The sequence below is a fragment of the Bacillus sp. DHT2 genome (genome assembly GCF_026241455.1).
In the GTDB taxonomy this organism is placed as follows: Bacteria; Bacillota; Bacilli; order Bacillales; family Bacillaceae_G; genus Bacillus_A; species Bacillus_A pseudomycoides.
In genome coordinates, this window is record NZ_JAPHWH010000013.1 from 97,664 (window position 1) to 121,685 (window position 24,022).

21 protein-coding genes and 3 pseudogenes are annotated in these 24,022 nt (G+C 35.9%); 19 read left to right on the plus strand and 5 right to left on the minus strand.

Annotated elements, in window-relative coordinates; all coding sequences use genetic code 11:
• Nucleotides 1-83: 83 nt before the first annotated feature.
• Nucleotides 84-1,613, minus strand: a complete 1,530-nt coding sequence (locus tag ORL93_RS24455) for a cardiolipin synthase (protein WP_097795449.1) — start codon at nt 1,611-1,613, stop codon at nt 84-86.
• 184 nt (nt 1,614-1,797) lie between these two features.
• On the opposite strand from ORL93_RS24455, the pseudogene ORL93_RS24460 reads away from it, so the two are divergent.
• The 3 genes and pseudogenes from ORL93_RS24460 (at nt 1,798) to ORL93_RS24470 (ending at nt 2,916) form a co-directional block, all read left to right on the plus strand.
• Nucleotides 1,798-2,040: pseudogene (locus ORL93_RS24460) on the plus strand (hypothetical protein).
• Between the two features lie 87 nt (nt 2,041-2,127).
• Nucleotides 2,128-2,442, plus strand: a complete 315-nt coding sequence (locus ORL93_RS24465) for a hypothetical protein (RefSeq protein WP_097795450.1) — start codon at nt 2,128-2,130, stop codon at nt 2,440-2,442.
• Nucleotides 2,443-2,571: 129 nt separating this feature from the next.
• Complete coding sequence (locus ORL93_RS24470; RefSeq protein WP_323055353.1) at nt 2,572-2,916, plus strand: MFS transporter; 345 nt, start codon at nt 2,572-2,574, stop codon at nt 2,914-2,916.
• 79 nt (nt 2,917-2,995) lie between these two features.
• Here the strand turns inward: ORL93_RS24470 and ORL93_RS24475 are convergent, their stop codons facing one another.
• Nucleotides 2,996-4,420, minus strand: coding sequence for an amino acid permease (locus ORL93_RS24475; protein WP_003195241.1), 1,425 nt, complete (start codon nt 4,418-4,420; stop codon nt 2,996-2,998).
• Nucleotides 4,421-4,874: 454 nt separating this feature from the next.
• Between ORL93_RS24475 and treR the strand changes: the two genes are divergently transcribed.
• The 11 genes from treR to ORL93_RS24530 all read left to right on the plus strand — a co-directional run bounded on the left by treR (nt 4,875) and on the right by ORL93_RS24530 (nt 16,968).
• Nucleotides 4,875-5,585: a trehalose operon repressor gene (gene treR, locus ORL93_RS24480; RefSeq protein WP_097795451.1), complete on the plus strand. Its 711-nt coding sequence runs from the start codon at nt 4,875-4,877 to the stop codon at nt 5,583-5,585.
• Nucleotides 5,586-5,744: 159 nt separating this feature from the next.
• The gene (gene treP / locus ORL93_RS24485) at nt 5,745-7,172 is read left to right on the plus strand and encodes a PTS system trehalose-specific EIIBC component (protein ID WP_018781939.1); all 1,428 of its coding nucleotides are present in this window, start codon (nt 5,745-5,747) and stop codon (nt 7,170-7,172) included.
• A 13-nt stretch (nt 7,173-7,185) separates the two neighbouring features.
• Nucleotides 7,186-8,847 carry an alpha,alpha-phosphotrehalase gene (gene treC, locus ORL93_RS24490; RefSeq protein ID WP_006093525.1) on the plus strand — a complete coding sequence of 554 codons (1,662 nt, stop codon included), beginning with the start codon at nt 7,186-7,188 and terminating at the stop codon, nt 8,845-8,847.
• 400 nt (nt 8,848-9,247) lie between these two features.
• Entirely contained in the window at nt 9,248-10,219 is a 972-nt protein-coding gene (locus ORL93_RS24495; protein ID WP_097795453.1) for a phosphotransferase enzyme family protein, read from the plus strand.
• Between the two features lie 164 nt (nt 10,220-10,383).
• Nucleotides 10,384-11,844, plus strand: coding sequence for an alanine/glycine:cation symporter family protein (locus tag ORL93_RS24500; protein WP_018765564.1), 1,461 nt, complete (start codon nt 10,384-10,386; stop codon nt 11,842-11,844).
• Between the two features lie 169 nt (nt 11,845-12,013).
• Nucleotides 12,014-12,742, plus strand: a complete 729-nt coding sequence (locus ORL93_RS24505; protein WP_003195229.1) for an amino acid ABC transporter ATP-binding protein — start codon at nt 12,014-12,016, stop codon at nt 12,740-12,742.
• A 12-nt stretch (nt 12,743-12,754) separates the two neighbouring features.
• The gene (locus ORL93_RS24510; RefSeq protein WP_003195227.1) at nt 12,755-13,585 is read left to right on the plus strand and encodes a glutamate ABC transporter substrate-binding protein; all 831 of its coding nucleotides are present in this window, start codon (nt 12,755-12,757) and stop codon (nt 13,583-13,585) included.
• 65 nt (nt 13,586-13,650) lie between these two features.
• Nucleotides 13,651-14,307, plus strand: coding sequence for an amino acid ABC transporter permease (locus tag ORL93_RS24515; protein WP_026008548.1), 657 nt, complete (start codon nt 13,651-13,653; stop codon nt 14,305-14,307).
• A complete protein-coding gene (locus ORL93_RS24520; RefSeq protein WP_003195223.1) occupies nt 14,308-14,952 on the plus strand; it encodes an amino acid ABC transporter permease in 645 nt (214 codons plus the stop codon). It abuts the gene before it with no gap.
• Nucleotides 14,953-15,185: 233 nt separating this feature from the next.
• Nucleotides 15,186-16,610, plus strand: coding sequence for an amino acid permease (locus tag ORL93_RS24525; protein WP_003195221.1), 1,425 nt, complete (start codon nt 15,186-15,188; stop codon nt 16,608-16,610).
• Nucleotides 16,588-16,968 carry an OsmC family protein gene (locus ORL93_RS24530; RefSeq protein WP_018781945.1) on the plus strand — a complete coding sequence of 127 codons (381 nt, stop codon included), beginning with the start codon at nt 16,588-16,590 and terminating at the stop codon, nt 16,966-16,968. Before ORL93_RS24525 ends, ORL93_RS24530 begins: the two co-directional genes overlap by 23 nt.
• 57 nt (nt 16,969-17,025) lie before the next feature.
• On the opposite strand, the gene ORL93_RS24535 is transcribed toward ORL93_RS24530, so the two are convergent.
• Nucleotides 17,026-18,399 (minus strand): sensor histidine kinase, encoded by a 1,374-nt coding sequence (locus ORL93_RS24535; RefSeq protein WP_097795454.1) that lies wholly within the window; start codon nt 18,397-18,399, stop codon nt 17,026-17,028.
• Nucleotides 18,396-19,088 (minus strand): response regulator transcription factor, encoded by a 693-nt coding sequence (locus tag ORL93_RS24540; protein WP_018781947.1) that lies wholly within the window; start codon nt 19,086-19,088, stop codon nt 18,396-18,398. Before ORL93_RS24540 ends, ORL93_RS24535 begins: the two co-directional genes overlap by 4 nt.
• Nucleotides 19,089-19,265: 177 nt before the next feature.
• Here ORL93_RS24540 and ORL93_RS24545 point away from each other — a divergent pair, with 177 nt between their 5' ends.
• From ORL93_RS24545 to ORL93_RS24560, 4 genes and pseudogenes are all read left to right on the plus strand, one after another.
• Nucleotides 19,266-20,516: an ArsR family transcriptional regulator gene (locus ORL93_RS24545; RefSeq protein WP_098909762.1), complete on the plus strand. Its 1,251-nt coding sequence runs from the start codon at nt 19,266-19,268 to the stop codon at nt 20,514-20,516.
• Between the two features lie 151 nt (nt 20,517-20,667).
• A pseudogene (locus ORL93_RS24550) lies at nt 20,668-21,036 on the plus strand (STAS domain-containing protein); the annotation flags it as partial.
• Between the two features lie 81 nt (nt 21,037-21,117).
• Complete coding sequence (locus ORL93_RS24555; protein WP_006093536.1) at nt 21,118-21,540, plus strand: universal stress protein; 423 nt, start codon at nt 21,118-21,120, stop codon at nt 21,538-21,540.
• Between the two features lie 139 nt (nt 21,541-21,679).
• The gene (locus tag ORL93_RS24560) at nt 21,680-21,799 is read left to right on the plus strand and encodes a DUF4027 family protein (RefSeq protein WP_003195205.1); all 120 of its coding nucleotides are present in this window, start codon (nt 21,680-21,682) and stop codon (nt 21,797-21,799) included.
• A 192-nt stretch (nt 21,800-21,991) separates the two neighbouring features.
• On the opposite strand, the pseudogene glpT reads toward ORL93_RS24560, so the two are convergent.
• Nucleotides 21,992-23,341, minus strand: a pseudogene (gene glpT / locus ORL93_RS24565) (glycerol-3-phosphate transporter).
• Between the two features lie 217 nt (nt 23,342-23,558).
• On the opposite strand from glpT, the gene ORL93_RS24570 reads away from it, so the two are divergent.
• Nucleotides 23,559-24,017 (plus strand): MarR family winged helix-turn-helix transcriptional regulator, encoded by a 459-nt coding sequence (locus ORL93_RS24570; protein ID WP_097795457.1) that lies wholly within the window; start codon nt 23,559-23,561, stop codon nt 24,015-24,017.
• Nucleotides 24,018-24,022: the final 5 nt, after the last annotated feature.

The window sequence follows — 24,022 nt, forward strand, 5'->3', positions numbered from 1 at the left end:
TATGCAAAGAAAAGGAGAGGGAGAAGAATGTACCATAATAAAAGAAAAAAGTAACCAAAATGACTTTGATTACTTTTTTGTAATTATAATAAAGGGGAAATTAGGCGCATTAGAGATTCTAGTATTCGTTTTTTAATACTTCTTTTTTGGAATGATTTCCATCTAATTTCAGTTGAATGGTTAAAATCTTCTTCAAAATCATGTTTAATATCAAGAACTGTCTTGGATTCATAAAGTACGCTAATGATTTCATAATTTAGTTCAAAGCTGCGGACATCCATATTTGCCGTGCCAATTGTTGCAATTGTATTATCAACAAGTACAATTTTAGCGTGCATAAAACCATCTTTATAGCTGTAAATTGAAGCTCCTGCTTTTAGGAGTGGTGTAAAGTATGATTGAGATGCTTGATCACTAATGATGCTATCGCTCTTACCTGGATATAGAATGCGGACATCTATTCCAGCCAGTGCACTTAAACGAAGTAATGTTAAAGTTTCTTGATCCGGAATGAAGTAGGGTGTCGCAATCCAAATTGATTTCTTAGCAGAAGCTATAACAGCAAGTAAAGTATTGCGAATGCTTGTATCATCTGAGCTTGGTCCACTTGCTACAATTTGAACAGCACCTTCTGCATGAGAATTTTCTTTACCCGGAAAGTATTTTGTATTCATAAATTGATCCCAAGAATAAGTATTTAAACCACTAGAGGCATAGAGCCAATCCTCAAGAAATATTGCTTGTAATTTGTATAATGCTTTCCCCTCTATTCGTAAGTGACTGTCACGCCAAATTGGGAATTTTTTAGAACGACCAAGATACTCATCACCAACGTTGAGCCCTCCGGTAAAACCAATTTCTCCGTCGATAATGATGATTTTACGATGGTTACGATAATTGACTGTTTCAAGTAGCCACGCTGAAAATATAGGATCGAATTCCACAATTTCAATTCCTGCATCTTTCATAGGCTGTAAGAAGCGTTTTCGCAACGTATTGCTTCCGAGTCCATCATAAAGGAACCGTACAATTACACCGGAATTTGCTTTTTTTATTAAAGCGTCTCGAATTTGTGTACCAATTTCATCTGCTCGATAAATGTAGTATTGAATATGTATATGGTGTTTTGCATGTTCAATCGCTTGTGAAATTTCTGGAAATGTTTGTTCACCGTTAGTTAAAAGTTTTGTGGTTGTTGCATCGGCGACAGGGCCACCTCCAAACTTTTGTACCACTTTTGTTAAATGCATAGAGTGTTCACTTAATGAAGAAATAGATGATACATCTAGCTGCCTTCCTTCTAAAATTTCACGGAATAATTTTCGCTGCTCTTCTGAACGATGAAGATGTTTTTTTCTTCTCCAGCGACTTCGGCCAAAAATAGAGTATAAAAGTACACCGACAACAGGAAGAAGAGCCAATACTAAAAACCATGCTAATGTGCTTTGTGGGGAACGGTTTTCAATAAAAATAACGAAAGAAATTCCTACAATTGTGATAGACCATAAAGCACCAACGAAGGTGTATAGTGAAATAATGGACGTATCTAAAAGGAAAAGTACGATAGATACAAGTGTAAATACAAATAATAATTGAACGATAGGATTTTTCATCTGTATAAATCTCACCTATTCTTTCTTAAATATAGGATTCTTATATGGAAGCTGTAATCTAACATTTCTATTATAAAACGTTTTATTTTTTTGTACCAATCTAGACATTTTACCCATGCCTTCCGCATTTGTCCTACATAAGGTATATTGTTCCATTTTTCATATAAAAAGGAGTGTGAATGACATGAACGGAGTAAGTCGTCCGTTTGGTGGGTTTGGTCATGTCGGCGGATTTGGTCATGGTGGATTTTCCGGAGGCATTGGACGTCCACCGTTTTTTGGTGGTGGTTTTTTTCCAGGATTTGTAGCTGGTGCGTTACTTAGCCCTGCTTTTGGTTATGGTGGATAGGGTTATCCATATTACTCAGATTATCCATACTATACGGATTATCAGGACTATCCTTATTATTCATACAGCACATATTGATGAACGGGGAAGAACAAGTACTCATGTTTTCCTCATTTGTTCTGCGTATAGTAGTAAATAATCAGTATAAAAGGGGATGAAGATAAAATGCATGACATAAGAAATCATGGAGGATATCATCACAATCATCATAGCGGTCATCATCATGGTGGACATCATCCTCATCATGATGGAGGGCATCATCATGGTGGCGGATGGGGTGGTAGCTCATGGGGAGGAAGCACATTTTTTCCAGGAAGTTTTGCGGGTGGTTTGGTAGGGGGACTTACAGCAGGAGCTTTAACGAGCGGTGGAGGATATTACCCAGCACCATATCCGGTATCCTATCCAGCGCCATATCCAGTGTCTTACCCAGTAACCTATCCAACGCAGTATCCATATTCTCCATATGGCGGATTTTAATAAAAGACGTAGGTAAGCATACAAAAAACTATGGTAAAAAACAGACGATTGCAGTCTGCTTTTTTTATTTTTATGACGTTTATCATTAAATCGTATGTTTTTGAAAATATTCGATAATAGATTCTTTAAATGTTTTTGTGGTTCTATATTTGTGGTAATGAGATTGGAGGTATGACTGGTCATATTTTTATCGGTATTGCAACGGATTTATCTTCATGGAGAGTCGCATTAGGACTACTTGGGATTCTTACGGTCATCTGTAGTATTTTATTTTGGCGTACATTACCTACTCCAATGAACTCTAAGAAAAAAGTGCTTCATGTCCGCTCTATGTGGAATGCATATACAATACATTTCAAAAATAAACAATTAGTAGCGACCATTTTACTTGGGTTTACGTTAATGGGAGGACTTTCTTTGGTTCTATTAACTCGAAAAGAGTATCATATGGGGCAACATAAAAGTAATGAATAAGTATTCAAGAAATAAAAGAAGCTGTGAGCGAACAATCCAATGTATTTGGAGGGTTCTCACAGCTTCTTTTGTATTCGTATTAGCTTGCTTTGTTATTTGGTTGTTCTGAAACGGGAGTAGACGAATTTTTCATCAAAATTGGATAAAGAATAAGCCCTAATACAAATAATCCAATTCCTAAGAAAAATGTTTTCAAATCAGCTGTTCCAGTTTTAATAACCCAAATGGAATATAGAAATGCAAGTAAGGTAATGATTCCATCTTTTACTCGAGATCCTGGTGTTATATCATATGTTTCTCCTGTAACAACTAGTTTTAATTGATACAAGGTAGAAACAAGGTATGGAATTAAATAGGCTAAAGTTGCAACAACAATGGCAAAATTATATGCTTCTGAAACAGTGCCAGAGATTGTTGAAAATAAGAAAATTTGAGTCATAATATTTGTAACAAGCAATGATTTTGAAGGGCTTCCTTTTTTATTTGTTCTTCCAAAAAACTTAGGGAAAAGTCCATTCTTCGCTGCTTGATAAGGTACTTCTGAACTAACAACAATCCACCCTACAGTAGATCCGAATAATGATACAAGTGCAAGTAGTGCCATAATGTAAGCACCTTTATTACCAATTGCTAGGTTTAATGCATCCACCAATGGTTTTTGTGATTCTTTTAAAGCATCTTGCGGAAGAGCACCCATTGTGAGTAGGGTAATTGCCATGTAAATAAGAAGTGCAATAATTAATCCAAAGATCGTTGCTTTTTTCACATCACGCTGTGATTTTGCGCGATTAGACAGCATAACTGCTGACTCAATTCCTATAAATGCCCAAAGAGTTGCAATAGCAGCAGCATTTATTTGTCCGCCTAATGGAATCGATTGTCCAGCCTCATTCATAAATGTTTGGCCATCACCAAAATTAGAGGCGTTAAAAATAAATAATGTAATGACGATGAACATTGTAAATCCGATAATCTTTGCAATCGTTGCAAGGAGATTCATGTTGCCCGCTCTATCGATGTTTTGAGAAAGGATACATTGAATTCCCCATAGCATGATGCTACATACAGCAAATGTTAAACCTTTTCCAAGTTCTAATGAAAACCCGTTTAGTGAAAAAAGAACTTGCTTACTTTGTAAAACTGGGAAGAATGTAGACAAATATCCTGCAAAGGAAATAATAACAGAAGCAGTTGCAGCCCAGTTAGCAGCCCAGTATCCCCATGCCATGCTATATCCAGCAACTTTACCTGCCTTTTGAGAGGTAAACATTGCTTGTGCATAACTTTGTGGGCCAGCTTTTAACTCCGGTTTACGCACTGCAAGGTTTCCGAATACAAGTGCAATCATAAATACACCAAGTCCTGTAATTGTCCATGCAAGCGTCGATCCCATTGGACCTGATACTTGCGCTAAATTTGCTGGGAGCATAAATACGCCACCGCCAACCATATTTCCCACAACAAATGCTGTTAAAATCCATAAACCCCATTTTTTCGTTTCCATGTTTGTCTATCTCCTTTGTAGTAGTTTTGCTTATTCATCATCTTTTTACTAACGTTTTTTGAAAATAAAAAAGAGCCATGTAGATAAAAAATACCTACATGGCTCTTTGCCAAAGCGTAGGTACAATGGGAATAACCCTTGTACCTACGCGTGAATTTTTCCGCTAGGTTTCAAGGGTTTACGTATGATGATGATGTTTTTGTGCAAATGTAACTACAGTTGTATTATTTGTAAGCATAGTTCTTTGCTCCCTTTCTCCTCTGATTTTGAAGTTAGTATACTACATGTTTTTTAGAATGAAAAGAAAAATATGAAAAAAATTTATAAAAATGCGGATTGATGACTAAATATTTATATATACTTTCTTGTATTGGAAAATAAGTGAGAGATTGGAATGATTTTCTGTCATGCTATAATACAAGTAGAAATAGAAGGTGACAAGGGGTTATTCAAAATGATGAGTAAGTATGAACAGATCTATACGGAGATAAGTGATTCGATTGATAATCGTGAATTAAAAGAGGGATGTAAAATCCCATCTGAAACAGAATTGATGAAGCAGTATGAAGCAAGTAGAGGGACGGTAAGGAAAGCAGTCGATTTATTACAGGAACGTGGATATGTACAGAAAATACATGGAAAAGGCGTTTTTGTTTTAAAGCGAAAAAATATTGAATTTAACTTTGGTGGTATTGTGAGTTTTCAAGAGGAAAATGAACGTTTAGGGCGCCAATGTATAACAAGTGTTGTAGAGATGGAACAATTGTTAGTACCGAAAGAAATGGCTAAATTATTAAATGTAAAGACGAAAACGAAGGTAGATCATATTAAACGTGTTCGAAATATTGATGGGGAAAACGTGATTCTAGATGTAAACTATTTCGTATCTGAACATATTCCGGGATTAACGAAAGAAATTGCTGAGAAATCGATTTATAAATACATTGAGAAGGAATTAGGATTACATATTAGTTATGCACAGCGTGTTATTGAAGTGCAACCTTGTACAGATGATGATCGGAATTATTTGGATTTGAATGGAACAGATTATGTTGTTGTTGTAAAAAACTTTACGCATCTTTATGATGGTAGTCAATTTGAATATACAGAATCACGTCACCGTTTAGATATTTTTCATTTTTCTGATGTGGCGCGGAGAAAATAAAGAGATGAAACAGTGCCGTGTTTCATCTCTTTATTTTGTATATTTTGAGAACAAATGAAAAAACCTCACCAACTCGTATATACGAGTGTTGACTAACTTATATATACGAGTTAATATGTATTTGTAAACGGTATCAAAAAAAGAAAAGAGGGACGGAATATGGGGAAGGATTATCGTAAGATAGCAGAAGAAGTGCTGCAATATATTGGTGGGAAAGAAAATATTGAACAAGCAGCGCACTGTGTAACAAGACTACGCATCGCTTTGAAGGATGAAAGTAAAATAGATAGCGAAAAACTGCAATCGATTTCTTTAGTAAAAGGTGCGTTTCATAACGCTGGGGTATTTCAAATCGTTATTGGTCCAGGAGATGTAGATCGTGTATATGCTGAATTGATAACGCTTGCAGATATGAAAGAATCCACGGTAGCAGATGTAAAAGATTCAGGGAATCAAAAATTAAATCCGCTTCAAAAGTTTGTAAAAGTATTTTCTGACGTATTTATGCCGATTTTACCGGCGATTATAACAGCTGGTTTATTAATGGGAATTAATAACTTATTAGGTGCAAAGGATTTATTTTTTGATGGCAAAAATTTATTAGAAGTATACCCAAACTTAGGGGGACTGTGGGATTTAATTAATATGATGGCCAATACGGCATTCGTATTCTTACCAGCACTTGTTGGCTGGTCAGCAACAAAACGTTTTGGCGGCAGTCCGATACTTGGTATCGTAATGGGACTTATGTTAGTACATCCTGATTTATTAAATGCATGGAATTATGGAAAAGCAGCTGCAGGGCTAGAGGGACAAAAAATTGAGTACTTCAATATTTTAGGATTGTTCCAAATTGAAAAAGTAGGTTATCAAGGACAAATTTTACCGATTTTAGTAGCGGCATTTGTCTTAAGTAAAGTTGAGATTTTCCTGAAAAAACGTGTGCCAAATGCGATTCAATTATTAGTTGTTCCGATTACAACAATTGTTGTAACTGGTGTATTAGCGTTAGGAGTCATTGGCCCAGTTACACGTCATATCGGCGATTTATTAACAGCTGGTTTAGTTGGTGTATATGAAACAGTTCCTGCTTTGGGGGCAGTATTATTTGGCGCATTGTATGCACCGTTAGTCATTACAGGTATGCATCATATGTTTATTGCGATTGATTTACAGTTAATTTCGCAAAATGGTGGTACATTTATTTGGCCAATGATTGCACTTTCTAACATTGCGCAAGGTAGTGCAGCGCTTGCAATGTTTTGGATTTCCAAAAATCAAAATGATAAAAGTATGGCGTCTACATCAGCGATTTCGGCGTACTTCGGTATTACGGAGCCAGCGATGTTTGGCGTAAACTTACGAAATAAATTTCCGTTTTATGCAGCTATTACGGGATCGGCAATTGCAGCAGTATTTATCACGTTAAATGGTGTATTAGCACCAGCGATTGGAATTGGTGGGTTACCAGCATTTATTTCTATCATTCCGAAATCGATTCCAATGTTTGTTGTTGGGATGATAATCGCAGTAGTGGTACCATTTGTTTTAACATGGTTATTTGCAAAACGAGTAAAACAGAAGTAGGAGGCAGTTTAGTATGAAAGATTGGCATAAAAGCGTTGTCTATCAAATTTATCCGAAAAGCTTTAATAGTTACTACAACACAGAGACCGGTGACATAAAAGGGGTCACAGAGAAACTAGATTATTTAAAAGAACTCGGAGTAGATTACATTTGGTTAACACCGGTATACCAATCACCGCAAAATGATAATGGCTATGATGTAAGTGATTATTATTCTATTGATCCGTCTTATGGAACGATGGAGGAATTTGAAGAGCTACTAGCAGAAGCGAAAAAACGTGAGATTGATATTATGCTTGATATCGTTGTAAATCATAGCTCAACGGAGCATAAATGGTTCAAAGAAGCGAGTGAAGATAAAAATAGCCCGTACCGTGATTTTTATATATGGCGTGATGAAAAGAATAATTGGCAATCTAAATTTGGCGGTTCGGCTTGGGAATATGATGAAGAGACAGGGCAATATTATTTACATCTATTTGATAAAACACAAGCTGATTTAAATTGGGAAAATGAAAAACTTCGAGAAGAAGTATACGACATGATGCGTTTTTGGCTTGAAAAAGGTGTTAGAGGATTCAGGCTGGATGTCATTAACTTAATTTCAAAAGAACAGCATTTTTTAGATGATGAAGGAACATCGGCTACAAGCGACGGACGTAAATATTATACAGATGGACCACGTGTTCATGAATATTTACAAGAGATGAATCGTGAAGTGTTTGAAGGAAAAGATGTGATTACAGTCGGAGAGATGTCATCTACGACAATTGAGAATTGTGTCAAGTATTCGAATCCAGAGCGGAAGGAATTAAGTATGACATTTAGCTTTCACCATTTAAAAGTAGATTATCCAAATGGTGACAAGTGGACGAAAGCGGATTTTGATTTTTTGAAATTAAAAGAAATCATGTCGAAGTGGCAAACCGAGATGCAAGAGGGTGGCGGCTGGAATGCATTATTTTGGTGTAATCATGATCAACCACGTATTGTTTCTCGCTTTGGTGATGATAAACGGCACCGAAATGAATCTGCAAAAATGTTAGCAACAGCGATGCATATGTTACAGGGGACACCTTATATTTATCAAGGTGAAGAAATTGGGATGACGAATCCGGACTTTGATGATATTAGTAAGTATCGTGACGTAGAATCTTTAAATATTTATAAGATGAAGAAGGCGCAAGGGATGTCAGGTGAAGAAATTATAGGTATCCTGAAACAAAAATCTCGTGATAATTCGCGCACGCCTATGCAGTGGAATGGAGAAGTGAATGGTGGTTTTACAACAAGTACACCTTGGATTTCAGTTGCGGAGAATGCAAAAGAAATAAATGTGGAAAAAGCGCTACAGGATAAAGAGTCTGTGTTCTATCATTATAAAAAGCTAATTGAACTTAGAAAAACATATGACGTTCTTACAGAAGGTAAATATGCAGTTTTAGATATAGAGCATCCAAATATTTGGGCGTATACACGCACGCTAGATAATGAAGTATTGTTGGTTGTAAATAATTTTTATGGGGAAACAATCACATATTCCGTACCAGATGAGGTTCAGTTAACTGGAATGAAGCAAGAAGTATTATTATCAAATTATGAGGATTCTGGTGAAGATATTAGAAAGCTTATCCTTAGACCGTATGAATCCATTGTGTATCGACTTACTAAATGATTGAAAAAAGAGGTTGTATGTTTATAACATACAACCTCTTTTTAATTTAAAACACCACTATATATTTTTTGTACTATAAAGGTTACGTCCAATGGTATGTACAATTACATCATTTGATGAATGGGTAATTTATGGAAGTTGTTTTATACTAGTATTGTGTCTTGCCTTTTTAGGCCTAGTACACAGCCGGTGATTGGCTAGTGGAAGTTCTTCCATTTTACCAGTTCCGTTTTTTTGTTGGATAATAGAGGAAATATATTTTCTACAAGAAAGAAGGGACCGTTTTGAAAGATGTAGATTCTATTTCTAGGTAGAGGCAGAGTTTTTTAATTATATTCATAGAAGTATTTTCCATATTTATGGTAAATTAAATATAGAGATACATAAAGGAGGGCTACATATGGAAATAGCTGTAGAACGAGTTTTTACCAATAAAATTTTAGAAGAAGCTGCAAGAAGATTTAATGTTACAGTTGAAGAAAATCCGCTAGGTGATTTTGAGAATTATATTTTTCATGCAAAGGATGAAAGCGGAGTATCTTACGTATTAAGATTAACGCACTCTTCACATCGATCTGAAAAGCAAGTAGAAGCAGAATTAGATTTTTTACGGTATCTTGCAGAGAACGGAGCTAAGGTTGCAGCGCCATATTATTCAAAATCTAAAAAACTTGTAGAAGTAATACAAGCAGTAGATGGAACATTTTTTTATGTTTCTCTTTTTACCTATGCAACGGGTGAAAGAGTAAAGGGCGAAACATCTATTTATTGGGGCGATGCCCTTTTTGAAGCATGGGGAAAAGCAATTGGTCAACTTCATCGTCTTACAATTGATTATCCAAAAACGAAATATCGAGATACGTGGGAAGTAGAAGAAAAAGCAATTATTGATGAGTTAGATGACGAAAAGGTGCAAAATATAGCTTATATATTAATGGAAGAGATAAAGGCCCTTCCAATGGAAAAAAGAACGTTTGGTCTTATGCATGGTGATATTCATCAAGGGAATTTTCATTATGATGGGAAAGAGCTAACGATTTTTGATTTTGATGACGCGACTTATAATTACTTTATTCACGATTTGGCGATGGTTATCTATTATTCCGTTCTTTCAACCGCATGGACTGAACAAGAGAAAACATTGTTTGCACGTAAACAACTGCAAGTATTACGAAAAGGATACGAGTTAGAACATCAATTAGAGGAAAGTTGGTATGAATCGCTACCACTATTTTTGCGACTTCGTGATATTGGTTTGTATGGTACGATTCAGAAAAAATTCAAAGGAAAAGAAATGCCAGTACATTTTCAAAAACTAGCAGATGCCATTTATGTAAGAATTATAAAGCAGGAAGCAATTGTGAATATATAATACACATGTAACGTAACAAAGTATATAGCTCGAATATATACTTTGTTTTTTTATACAAAAATATGTTTGTTTTATCAAAATAATATTGTCATAGACTTTAGATACCTTTATAATTTTTATATATTCTGAATATTCTTTATAAAGTGAAAAGGAGGGGGAATAGATTGGAAGCTTTCGTTACTTGGCTAAATAATATTGTATGGAGTCCCGCACTTGTTTATTTATGTTTAGGAGTAGGTTTATATTTTTCAATTCGAACGAGATTTTTACAAGTTAGGCATGCAGGTGAAATGGTGAGACTTACATTTCAAGGAGAAAAATCAGAAGCAGGTGTTTCTTCTTTCCAAGCGTTAGCACTTTCTTTATCTGGGCGCGTTGGAACAGGGAATATTGCTGGTGTAGCAACAGCGGTTGCATTTGGTGGTCCGGGAGCTGTCTTTTGGATGTGGGCTGTAGCATTTTTAGGGGCAGGATCTGCTTATGTGGAATCGACACTTGCTCAAATATACAAGACGAAGCATCAAGGTCAATTCCGCGGTGGCCCGGCTTACTATATTGAAAAGGGATTAGGGGTTAAGTGGTATGCACTCGTGTTTGTCGCTGCAACCATTCTTGCAACAGGAATGTTACTCCCAGGTGTGCAAGCTAATAGTATTGCCTTGAGTTTGGAAACAGCTTTTGGTATTAATACATCTGTATCAGGAGCAGTGTTAGTTGTTGTATTAGCACTTATTATTTTTGGTGGGGTTAAGCGTATCGTTAACGTAGCACAGGTTGTTGTGCCATTTATGGCGGTTGGATATATACTTGTTGCTTGCGTAATTGTGTTTATGAATATTGAAAAGTTGCCTGAAGCATTTATGTTAATTATAAAAAGTGCATTTGCATTAGAAGCTGCTTTTGGAGGGATTATCGGTTTAGCAATTTCTTGGGGAGTAAAACGTGGTATTTATTCGAATGAAGCAGGTCAAGGAACTGGGCCACACGCTGCTGCTGCTGCTGAAGTATCTCATCCAGCAAAGCAAGGCCTTGTGCAAGCATTTTCCGTTTACATTGATACATTATTTGTTTGTTCAGCAACAGCATTTATGATGATTATTACAGGCATGTATAACGTATTTGATGCAAGCGGAAAAAATTTCATTGTAAATAAATTGAATGGTGCAGAACCAGGACCAGGGTACACACAGGCAGCAGTTGAATCTGTATTTCCTGGATTTGGAAACGGTTTCGTTGCAATTTCCCTATTATTCTTTGCTTTTACAACGATTATGGCGTATTACTACATTGCAGAAACGAATATTACTTATTTAAATCGTGATAAAGATCGTCCATGGATGTCACTTGTTTTAAAAATTGTTTTCTTAGGCGTTGTATTTTACGGCTGTGTCAAAACAGCAGCAACTGCTTGGGCTCTTGGTGATATCGGTGTAGGGATTATGGCATGGGTCAATATCATTGCAATATTACTTTTACAAAAACCGGCACTGCTAGCACTGAAAGACTATGAAAAGCAGAAAAAAGAAGGGAAAGATCCTGTATTTGATCCAAAGGAGCTAGGAATCAAAAATGCTGATTTTTGGGAGCATGAATACGGAAAAGATAAGAAAGAAGAAGTGTCATAATAAGGTACTTGTAGAACAATAACGGGCAGTATATCTGCTCGTTATTGTTCAAATAATGGGAATTTATGTCTGCATGGCCGAATAAAATTTGAAGCAGAGAAATTTCGCTTTATAAATAATCGCCCCAATTTAAAATACGATAGAAATAGAGAAGAAAGGAGGAAGAGAATTGATTGCCTTTCGTAATGTAAATAAGTTTTATGGTAGCTTTCAAGTCTTAAAAAATATTAATTTACAAGTTCAAAAAGGTGAAGTAGTTGTAATTGTTGGACCATCAGGGTCTGGAAAAAGTACATTGCTCCGCTGCATTAACCAATTGGAAACAATCACAGAAGGAGAATTAGTCGTACAAGATGTGGAAGTACATAATCCGAAAACAGATATGAATCAATTACGCCGAAATATTGGAATGGTATTTCAGCATTTTTATTTATATCCACACAAAACAGTGCTCCAAAATATTACACTTGCACCGATAAAAGTAAATAATATCTCAAAAGAAGAAGCGGAAAAAACAGCAATGTATTATTTGCAAAAAGTAGGGATTCCAGAGAAAGCGAATGTGTATCCGCAGCAACTATCAGGGGGACAACAGCAACGGGTAGCAATCGCAAGGGGATTAGCAATGAAGCCAGAAATTATGTTATTCGATGAGCCAACTTCTGCACTTGATCCAGAAATGATTGGTGAAGTGCTCGATGTTATGAAAACCTTAGCAAAGGAAGGGATGACGATGGTTGTCGTGACCCATGAAATGGGATTTGCACGTGAAGTAGCAGATCGTATTATATTCATGGATGAAGGACAAATCATTGAAGATACAAAGCCAGTGAACTTCTTTGCAAACCCAGAGCAAGAAAGAGCACGATTATTTTTAAGTCGAGTGTTGAACCATTAGAGGAGGGGTTTTATGTTTAAGATGAAGAAACTGTTCGTTTTAATTGTATTTTCATGTTTATTTACTCTGATTGTAGCAGGTTGCGGGAAGGAAACGTCCAAAGAAGTTTCTAAAGAAACTTCGGGCGGAAAAGTGGTAGATCAAATTAAAAAGCGTGGGAAATTAGTAGTCGGAGTTAAGAATGATACAAACTTATTTGGATTGAAAGACCCTGCAACAGGGAAGGTAGAAGGGTTTGATGTTGATATAGCCAAAGCGCTTGCGAAAAAAATTCTAGGAGACGAGAGTAAAGTAGAATTCAAAGAAGTGACGTCTAAAACACGTATTCCAATGTTGAAAAACGGCGATATTGATACGATTATCGCAACGATGACAATTACAGAAGAGCGTAAAAAAGAAGTTGATTTTTCAGATGTATATTTTAAAGCAGGACAGTCGTTACTTGTGAAAAAAGGGAGCAAAATCAAGAGTATTGATGATGTGAAAAGCGGTGTGACAGTATTGGCGGTAAAAGGATCAACTTCTACCCAAAATATTCGTAAAAAATCACCAGAAGCAAAGGTGCTAGAATTTGAAAATTATAGTGAAGCATTTACAGCATTAAAAGCAGGGAAAGGTGATGTCCTTACAACAGATAATGCGATTTTATACGGTATGGCAAAACAAGATGCAAATTATCAAGTTGTTGGAAAAATTTTCACGGATGAACCGTATGGAATTGCTGTTCAAAAAGGAGCAACAGATTTAACAAAGGTAATTAATGATTTGTTAAAAGAGATGAAAGCAAATGGAGAATACGATAAATTATATGAAAAATGGATTGGTGAAAAGCCAGAGAAGTAAAGTATAGAAAGAGTAAGAGGATGAGAGATACTCATCCTCTTCTTGTAAAGAAAGAGGGGGAGCATTTGCCTGATTTTTCTATTCTTACAAACAATCTTGATTTGTATTTAGAAGGATTTAAATATACAGTGATGTCCAGCATTGTTGCACTGATTGGGAGTTTCATTCTTGGTACGATTATGGCAGTGATGCGAATTGCACCCATTCGAGTTTTGAATTGGTTTGGCGCAGCTTATGTAGAATTCATTCGAAATATTCCACTTGTTTTAATTGCGTTTGTATTTTATTTTGCTTTTCCGGTAATGGGTGTTACATTAAATGGTTTTATTGCTGGTACGGCTGCACTTACAATCTATACAGCCGCATTTATTGCAGAAGCAATTCGAGCTGGAATCTTGTCAGTTCCGAAAGGACAGATGGAAGCAGCACGTTCTTCTGGCTTAACGTACGTGCAAGCGATGTATTATATCGTTTTACCACAAGCTATTAAAATAGTAATTCCGCCATTAGGTAATCAATTTCTCAATTTAGTAAAGAACTCATCTATCCTTGGCATTATTGCTGGAGCAGATTTGATGTATCAAGGAGATTTAATTTCAACAAGAACATTTGTTACATTTGATGTGTATATATTTGTTGGTATGTTTTATTTATTATTGACTGTACCGCTTAGTATGCTTGTGCGTTATTTTGAGAAACGCTTAGCGAAAGGAGCGGTGTAAATGGATTTTCGAGGTGCTTATACAGGCGATCATGTTTTATTTTTATTAAAAGGGCTACTTGTTACATTAGAAATAGCTGTTGTAGCGATTTTACTTAGTTTTATTATTGGTAGTATAGTGGGAACTTTACGATATGCAAAAATACCAGTCGTATCACAGTTACTAGCTTTTATCGTTGAAATTATTCGAAATTTACCACTGCTTTTAATCATCTTCTTTACATATTTTGCACTCCCAGAAGCTGGGCTGAAATTAGAGATTACAACGGCAGCAATTGTTGCTTTAACGATATTTGAAGCAGCGATGATATCAGAAATTGTTCGCAGTGGTTTATTATCGATTGAAAAAGGACAAATTGAAGCAGCGCGCGCGTCTGGATTATCATATATCCAAACACTTTGGCATATTATTTTACCGCAAGCATTGAGACGAATGGTACCACCGCTCGTCAGTCAATTTATCTCGTTATTAAAAGATACGTCACTAGCGGTTGTTATCTCCTTGCCAGAACTCATGCATAATGCCCAAATTATTAATGGACAAAACGTAAACTATATGATTCCTACATTACTACTTGTTGCTTGTATGTATTTTGTTGTCAACTACAGTTTATCACTTGTGTCTAGGAAATTAGAAAGCCGTTAACTCTTACATGAAATGAGATGTGAGAGTTTTTTTATGTTTTTTACATAGTTTAAAAGTTGGGGTTTGGAAGATATTTGGTTTTTTAGTAGTGTAATTGTAAGATAGATGAAAAAACATTATATTTTATCAGAAAAGTTTTAATTTTATATAGAAATTGTAACCGCTTTCGTGTATATTTTTATTATCAGAAAATTTTAAAAAGAGATAGAGGGTACTTGTAGGGGAGGATTACGATGCAGCAAACAACGAATGAGAAATTACATCGTACGATGAAGAGTAGACATTTATTTATGATTGCACTTGGAGGTGTAATTGGAACAGGTTTTTTTCTTGGATCAGGATATACCATTAACCAAGCAGGACCAGGAGGAGCGATCCTTTCTTATTTAGTCGGTGGATTTATTATGTATTTAACAATGCTTTGCCTTGGTGAGCTAACGGTAGCGATGCCGGTTTCTGGTTCTTTCCAAAAATATGCGACGAAGTTTATCGGTCCAGGAACAGGATTTATGATTGGATGGCTTTATTGGCTTGGATGGGCAGTTACAGTTGGTTTAGAGTTAACGTCTATCGGCTTAATGATGAAAAGATGGTTTCCAACTGTAGATGTTTGGGTATGGTGTCTTGTATTTGGAGTTATTTTATATATGTCAAATGCTATCTCAGCAAAGAGTTATGCTGAATTAGAATTTTGGTTCTCAAGTATTAAAGTAATTACAATTATTGCATTTGTTGTTCTTGGTGGTAGTGCGTTATTTGGTTTTTTACCGTATGACGGAAAAGAAGCAGCGCCTCTTTTTTCTAACTTTGTGAGCGATGGTGGATTGTTCCCGAATGGACTGGCTGCTGTGCTTCTTACAATGATTACAGTTAATTTTTCCTTCCAAGGAACAGAGTTAATTGGGATTGCAGCAGGAGAGAGTCAAGAACCGGAAAAAACAATCCCACGTGCAATTCGTAATACAGTATGGCGCATTATGTTGTTCTTTATTTTAACAATGACGATTTTAGTAGGTTTAATTTCATGGAAAGATGCAGGGGTTATTGAAAGCCCATTCGTTGTTGTATTTGATAAGATCGGTATTCCATATGCAGCAGATATTATGAACTTCGTTATTATCACTGCTTTATTATCTGTAGCAAATTCAGGATTATATGCGGCGACGCGTATACTATGGTCACTTGCAAATGAAGGAATGGCACCAACTTCCTTCAAAAAGGTAAATAAACGCGGTATTCCGATTACGGCATTAGTAGTTACAATCGCAGTAGCGGCATTATCTTTACTAACAAGCTTTTTGGCAGAGGATACAGTATATATTTACTTATTATCTGTTGCTGGTTTATCTGCAGTTGCAAGTTGGATTATCATTGCTTTATCACAACTTCGATTTAGAAGTCAGTATGTAAAGCAAGGCGGAAAAGTAGAAGATTTAAAATATAGAACACCGTTATATCCAATTGTTCCTATTTTAGCGTTAATTACAAATAGCATTGTTGTTATTAGTTTAGCATTCATTCCAGAACAGCGTATGGCGCTATATTGCGGCATTCCATTTATCATTTTCTGTTACGTGTATTATTATATAAATAAGAAACGGAAGCAAATTACGAAAGTGGAGATGGGAACAACGTATGAAACTAACAATCAAGCATGATGATATTGAGACAGAACTTTCACATGGTCAATTGTCTATTGGAAAAGAAAGTGGATATACACCGTTAGAGTTATTCGTTTCCTCTATTGCAGGGTGCAGTGCAATTGTATTTCGGACAATTTTAGAAAAGAAGCGTATTACATACGATACGTTTACAATTGAAACTGAAATTGGAAGAAGCGAAGTTTTACCAAGGCCGGTAGAAAGTCTTCATTTGCACTATAAAATAAAAGCAGAAGGAATTACACAGGTACAGTTAGAAAAAGCATTAGAGCTTGCGGTGAAGAATTGTACGATTGCTCAATCTGTGAAGGATAGTATAAAAATCACGGAAACAATTGAGTTAATTGGTGAATAAACTTTTGTAGAGCAAATAATGTGCGAAAAAGCTTAAGAGAAATTCTCTTAAGCTTTTTCACATACTGATTGGCAATGACATAGTAAAGCAAGAACCTTGATTTACTTCACTTGTAACAGTAATTTCTCCGCCATGTAGTTCGATTATTTCTTTTACAATGGCAAGTCCTAATCCAGTTCCACCAGTTGAACGAGATCTTGCTTTATCGACGCGATAAAATCGTTCGAAAATGTGTGGGATATCTTCTTCTGGAATTCCTTCTCCTGTATCTTGGATGGCAATTTCAAGTTGTGTTTTATGCTCTGTAACGGAAATGGTAATTCGAGAATGTTCAGGTGAGTGTACATACGCATTATTTAATATATTGATGATAACTTGTTCAAACCTTTGTTCATCAAGAGCTATAGAAAGTGAAGAAGGACATGTTGAAGAAACAATGATATGTTTTGCTTCATACATTATATTCACTTTTGTAACAATGCGAGAAAGAAAGGTTTGCAAGTGTACTTCCTTTGCTTGAATAGAAAAATTATGTTTTTCCATTTGAGCAAGCAAGAATAAGTCTTGTACTAAATTTGTAATATAATCAGCTTCATCTTTTATAATTGATAAATATTTTTGGCGCTGCTCAGGAGGTGTACTGTTTTTCATGGCGATATCTGCATATCCCCTCACATAAGTTAGCGGTGTTCTTAGTTCATGAGCGACACTTGCTAGAAATTCACTGCGTTCTTTTTTCATATAATGTAAATCATTCGCGAGCGTTTGGATAGACCCTGCAAGTTCACCAATTTCATCATTTCGAGTACTAGTTAGAGATACGGATAAATCACCATGACTCATTTTTTCAGTAGCATGCTTCATACGGAGAAGTGGTTTTGTTAACAGACGCGATAGAAGAAATATCGTAATGACTGTTAAAATAAATGTAACAACACCAGCAACAAGAAATTGTTTTGTAAGACCTGTAATCATTTCTTTAATAGAACTTGTGCCAAGAAACATATAAACATAACCTTGCGTTTTTCCTTCTATTATTATTGGACTAACTGTGCATATATAATTAGAAGTTTTCCAGTGGTTCTCCACGATCGTTCCGTTATGGTTCGTATTTGCTATCATTCCAATAATGTGCCTCTTTATAGTGGAATCTATATCATTAGATTTTGCTAATATTTTTTTCTGAGCGTTTGTAATAATAACTTTTGTTTCAGCCTCTGACTCCATTAAAGCGACATGAGAGATTGTTTGGAAATCAAAATATTTCTCAAGTACATCTCGGTGGCTATTTCCACGTTTTAATAATGCTGTCATTTCCTCATTTACCCTCGTATTGACAAGGCTATAATAGAGTAAAACAAATAGGACGGTTTCGATTAAAAGCGTAACAATTAAAAAGTAAAATCCGAGTTGAACAGAAATTCGTTTCATCGCGTAACTCCTTGATTTTCAGCGTCAATCCACCGGTAGCCAACTCCATACACAGTTTTTAAATGTTCGTCAATTGGAAAATTGTTCTTTCGCAATTTATCACGTAAGTTACGAATATGAGAATCCACTGTGCGATCCTCTGTATTTGTATCTAGTCCCCAAATCCGCTCAATAAGCTGATCGCGACTTAATACGTAGTTCACGTGACGTAGAAATAAACCAAGTAAAGAAAATTCAATTGGTGTAAGAAGGAGTTCTTGTTCATAAACGGAGATAAAGTGTTTCGCTTCATCCCACAAAATTCCTTTATATCGTAGTTGCTCATGTTGATTACTGCGCCGTAATACTGCTTCAATACGTGCTAATAGTTCACCTTCATGAAAAGGTTTTGTTATATAATCATCAGACCCGATTTTTAATCCTTGAATAACATCAATCGGCTGATCGCGTGCGGTTACCATAATAATAGGAACGTTACTAAACGAACGAATTCTGTTACATGTTTCCCAACCATCCATTTTCGGCATCATAATATCGAGAAGAACAAACTTAAAACTTTGGTTTTCTATATAAGAAATAGCTTCTTGTCCAGAAGTCGCACAAACGCAGTTATATCCTCTAGGAGTAAGATAAAGCGTTAATAATTCGAGCATACGTGGTTCATCATCTACAAGTAGTATATCCATCATATAATATCCTCCGTATTTGTATTCACTACTAAAAGTGTAATGCAAAATCCTGAAGAAATGGTGCAGATTATCATGCATCTGCATAATTTCTTCAGAATTGCTTGTTATTGTATGGTTGAAATTTACATTTTAGGTAAAGATTATAGGATCAAACATGATGGGGATGGAGGCGATATAGTGAAAAAAGCAACTCGAGTTTTGAGTATGACAATAGTTGCTGTACTTGGACTTGCAGCGTGTGGACAAGCAAATACAGAGCATGAAAATCATGAATCTACAAAAGAGAAGAAAAGTGAGCAGCAAAAAGATATGAAGGTGCATCATGCAGCGATGCCACCGAAAGAAATGAATGCTGGAGCATCTAGAGATTTATTAACAACAAGTTTAAAAAATGTAACACGATTAAACACAAATGATCCTGTTCAAATGGCAGTATTAACATCACAAACAATATGGCCAGCGACTCACAAAGAGAACCAACCAGGAGCGGTGATTTTAGTACCAGCTAATCAGTGGCAACTTGGAATTGCTAGTGCGGATCTCATTCATCATCCAAACAATGGACCTATTTTATTTATGAATAAAGAAAGTATTCCAGAGGCGACGTTAAAAGAAATCAGGCGGTTAAACCCACTTGGAACAAAAGATGGAACGCAAATTATGGTGATGGGAGATGTAGAATCTTCCATATTAAATCAACTGAAAGAATATAAAATAAAGCAAATAAAAGAAACGGATTCAGCAAATTTTGCGAAAGATGTTGATAAAGAATATGCAGACATAACAGGGAAGTACCCAGAAAGTGTCATTATCGGTTCGTCTGAAGAAGAAGGACGCTTATATACAACACCTGCTGTGAATTGGATTGCTCATATGCCTGAACCTCTTTTATATGTAGCAAAAGATAAAGTACCTGAGGCTACAATAGAAGCGTTGAAAGCAAGAAAAGGGAAAGCAAATATATATCTTTTAGGACCTGAAAAAATTATTTCAAAAGAGGTAGAAAAACAGTTAAGTAAGCAAGGAAAAGTAACGCGCATTAGCGGAGAAAATCCAACAGAAAACTCAATCGCTTTTGCAAAGTTTAAAGATAAGAAAACACAATTTGGATGGGGATTCACAAAACCAGGGCACGGCGTATCATTTGTTTCAACAGAAACTCCCGATTTAGCAATTGCTGGAGCGCCGTTTTCACATATGGGGAAACATGCACCTGTTCTATTATTAGATAAAGGGAAGGTTTCACAGCCAGTATATGATTTATTAGCTACGATTCAACCAAAATTTAAAGATGATCCAACGCTCGGGCCATATAACCACGGTTTTCTATTAGGAAATACAGAGAATATTTCGTTTGAAACGCAAGGAATACTTGACGAAAAGTTAGAGATTGTTCAAGAAAATGGTGGGAGACACGGTGGACATTAAGAGAAAAGACGTTGCATGATGCAGCGTCTTTTCATTTGGGAAAGTTTTTTATAGCAAAAAATCTGACATTCGTTATATAATAGCACTCGTGCAATCGGCCCGATTTTCTTACGGAGAAAATCAAAAAGTAAGAAAAGTAGAGGAGTGTTATCTTGTTACACATAATCTAGCTCTTGGTGTTATGATTGGTACAGTAATAAGTGCAGTTTTATTCGCAGCAAATATGGAAAAGATTCACGTGAAACATTCTTATGTTGGTGAGAAAAAGGTATACGCTGTTCACGGACAACTCTTCTTTGCATCGACTACAGAATTTATAAATGTATTTTAGTTTAAAGAAGATGTGACAGAAGTAGAAATTGATTTTACACACGCCCATGTATGGGATGATTCAGCTGTGGCTGCGGTTGATAAAGTTGTAGTGAAGTATGAGAAAAATGGTGTGAAAGTAAACATAACGGGATTAAATGAGCGTAGTTCAGAGCTTGTTACAGAATTGGCGAAACAAGCTGTTCGTTAAATAGGAAGAACCTTTTCGGAGGACCGAAAAGGTTCTTTTTGTATTATAATACGAGTATGATGATGAAAGGGGTTTCAGAAGATGTACAAGCAAATTATATTAGCATGTGATGGTTCAGAACACGCAATACGCGCAGCAAAACATGCCGTACATATTTCTACATTGAGTAAGGAAGTAACCGTTGAAGTTGTATACGTAGTAGATAGTAGAGCAGCAAAATCAGATATTATACAGGGACAAACAAATATAGAAACAATTTCAGCTAGTCGAAAAGATAGATTAAAAGAAATTGAGATTTTATTACAGCAAGAAGGAGTTTCTTATAAAATTACGATTTTACATGGTGATCCAGGAAATACACTTGTGCAATATGTAAATACAGGAGACATTGATCTTGTAATAGTGGGGAGCAGGGGATTGAATACATTGCAAGAAATGGTACTTGGTAGTGTAAGTCATAAAATAGCAAAACGAGTGAAATGTCCGGTGATGATCGTGAAGTAACAGGCAGCAGAAATGTTGTCTGTTTTTTTGAGATAAATCTTACAAAATTGTAAGACTGTTGTTAGGGAAATCGATGTTTTGAAATTTCCTCCATTGATATGATGTAATCATCAAAGGGAGAGAATGGGGGATGTAAGAAATGAAAGCATTTCAAAGTTTAACATATAGTCAAGGAGTGAGTCTTATTTGTTTAGGGGGATTTACTACTTCGGTGACATTGGCTATTGCTATGAAAATGTTTCAGCAGATGTTTTTATAAAAGTAATGTTGTAAATAGAAGGGAAATGATTGTTATAGGCTGCAAGACAATATCACTAGACATAAATAAAAAATAGCTCTTAGCATATATCTGAATGCTAAGAGCTATTTTATTTCTTTACTTCAGCTTTTGTTCCCCACTGATTAAAGCTTTTCACTTTATCTTATAGAAGTTTTTAAGAAAAACCTCCGTTTAAGCTTGTTGTGATTTTGAAGATCCTGTGTTTAAAGTTAGAGCAAGGAATACAATCGCAAGTACACAAGATGTAAGTAATAGAATGAAACCGCCGCTCCATCCGAAAGTATCTACAATAAAGCCCATTGCAGCACTAGCAAATGCAGCACCGCCCAGGTAACCGAAGAAACCTGTTAAACCAGCAGCTGTTCCAGCAGCTTTCTTTGGTGCTAAGTCAAGGGCATGTAATCCAATGAGCATAACTGGTCCATAAATTAAGAAGCCAATTGCCACTAGTGCGATGCTATCGATGATTGGATGACCAGCCGGATTTAACCAATAAACAAGAACAGCAATGAATACACCAACCATGAATAAAATACCAGCAGGGGCACGGCGCCCTTTAAATAATTTATCGCTCATCCATCCGCAAAGGAGTGTGCCCGGAATACCAGCAAATTCGTATAATGTGTATGCTGTACGAGAACTATTATGAGTAAAGTTTTTTTCTTCTACTAAATAAGTAGGTGCCCAGTCTACAACACCGTAGCGTACGAAGTATACGAATACGTTAGCTATAGCGATGTACCATAAAAATTTGTTGTTTAGTACATAAGTAAATAAAATTTCCTTTACCGAAAGTTCGCGTTCACGATCTTTTACTCTTTCATCTGAAGGATATTCACCCGTATATTCTTCAATAGGTGGTAATCCACAAGATTGCGGTGTATCGCGCATTACAATTAATACATAGATCCCAACTAAAATTGCAAAAATACCTGGGAAGTAGAAAATGCTTTACCAGCTACCAGCAAATAAGAATAGTCCTAATGTTACGAGTGGTCCCATAAGTCCGCCACCAACATTGTGGGCAACGTTCCAAATGGACATTTTTGTACCGCGTTCACTAATAGAGAACCAATGAACCATTGTGCGGCCACATGGAGGCCAGCCCATACCTTGTACCCAACCATTTAAAAATTGAAGAACAAACATAAGCAAAATACTTGTTGTAATAAAAGAGAATGAACCAAAGATAATATTAATGATACCGGATAAAAATAGTCCTGCCGCTAAGAAGTAGCGGGGGTTACAACGGTCGGAGACAATCCCCATAATAAATTTACTTAAGCCATATGCAATGGATACAGCAGAAAGGATAACTCCAAGTTCACCTTTGCTAAATCCTTGTTCAACAAGATAAGGCATAGCCAGTGAAAAGTTTTTGCGAACAAGGTAGTAACCTGCATAGCCAATGAAAATGCCTAAAAATACTTGTAAGCGCAGTTTGCGGTATTCGCTATCAATGCGATCAGCAGGTAAGCGCTCTGTATGCGGCGCAGGTTTAAACAACTGAGTTAAAAACATAACCTAAAAATCCTCCTCTATTATTGAAAACGTTTTATGACATAGTCTTTATACTCTCATTCCCCATGACTGTCAATATTAACTTGGTCAAAAGTTATACAACTTTGCGACAAAAATGTAAACGTTTTTACAAAATAAAATTATTGACGAAATTAATTATAGGGTTTAATATTTAAATACGTTAAATATTTTATTGTTTAAATAAGAGGTGGATAACATGCCAAATGATATGACTCATATTGATAGAATTCAGGCTTTAGCATTCTCTATAGGAAAGAAAATGCAAACGGAGTTACTAGAACAAATGCAAGCATCAGGACTTACACCACCGCAATTTTATATTTTAAAAATTTTAGACCATTACGGTGCATCAAGAGCAACGAAATTGGCGAAGAAAATGTATGTGAAACCAAGCGCAATTACAGTGATGATCGATCGGTTAATCGATCAAGAATTGGTACTGCGCTACCATGACAAAGAAGATCGCCGTGTTGTTGTAATTGAGCTGACGAAGAAGGGGAAAGATGTAGTAGAAGAGGCAATGACTGCTCGTAATAAGCATATTGCAAAATACTTCTCACAGTTGGAGTTACAAGAGAGAGAAGATTTACTACGCTTATTTGAAAAGTTAGAGGTAATTATTTGCGGGGAATCTGAGAAGAAAGAGATAAACTAAAAGGA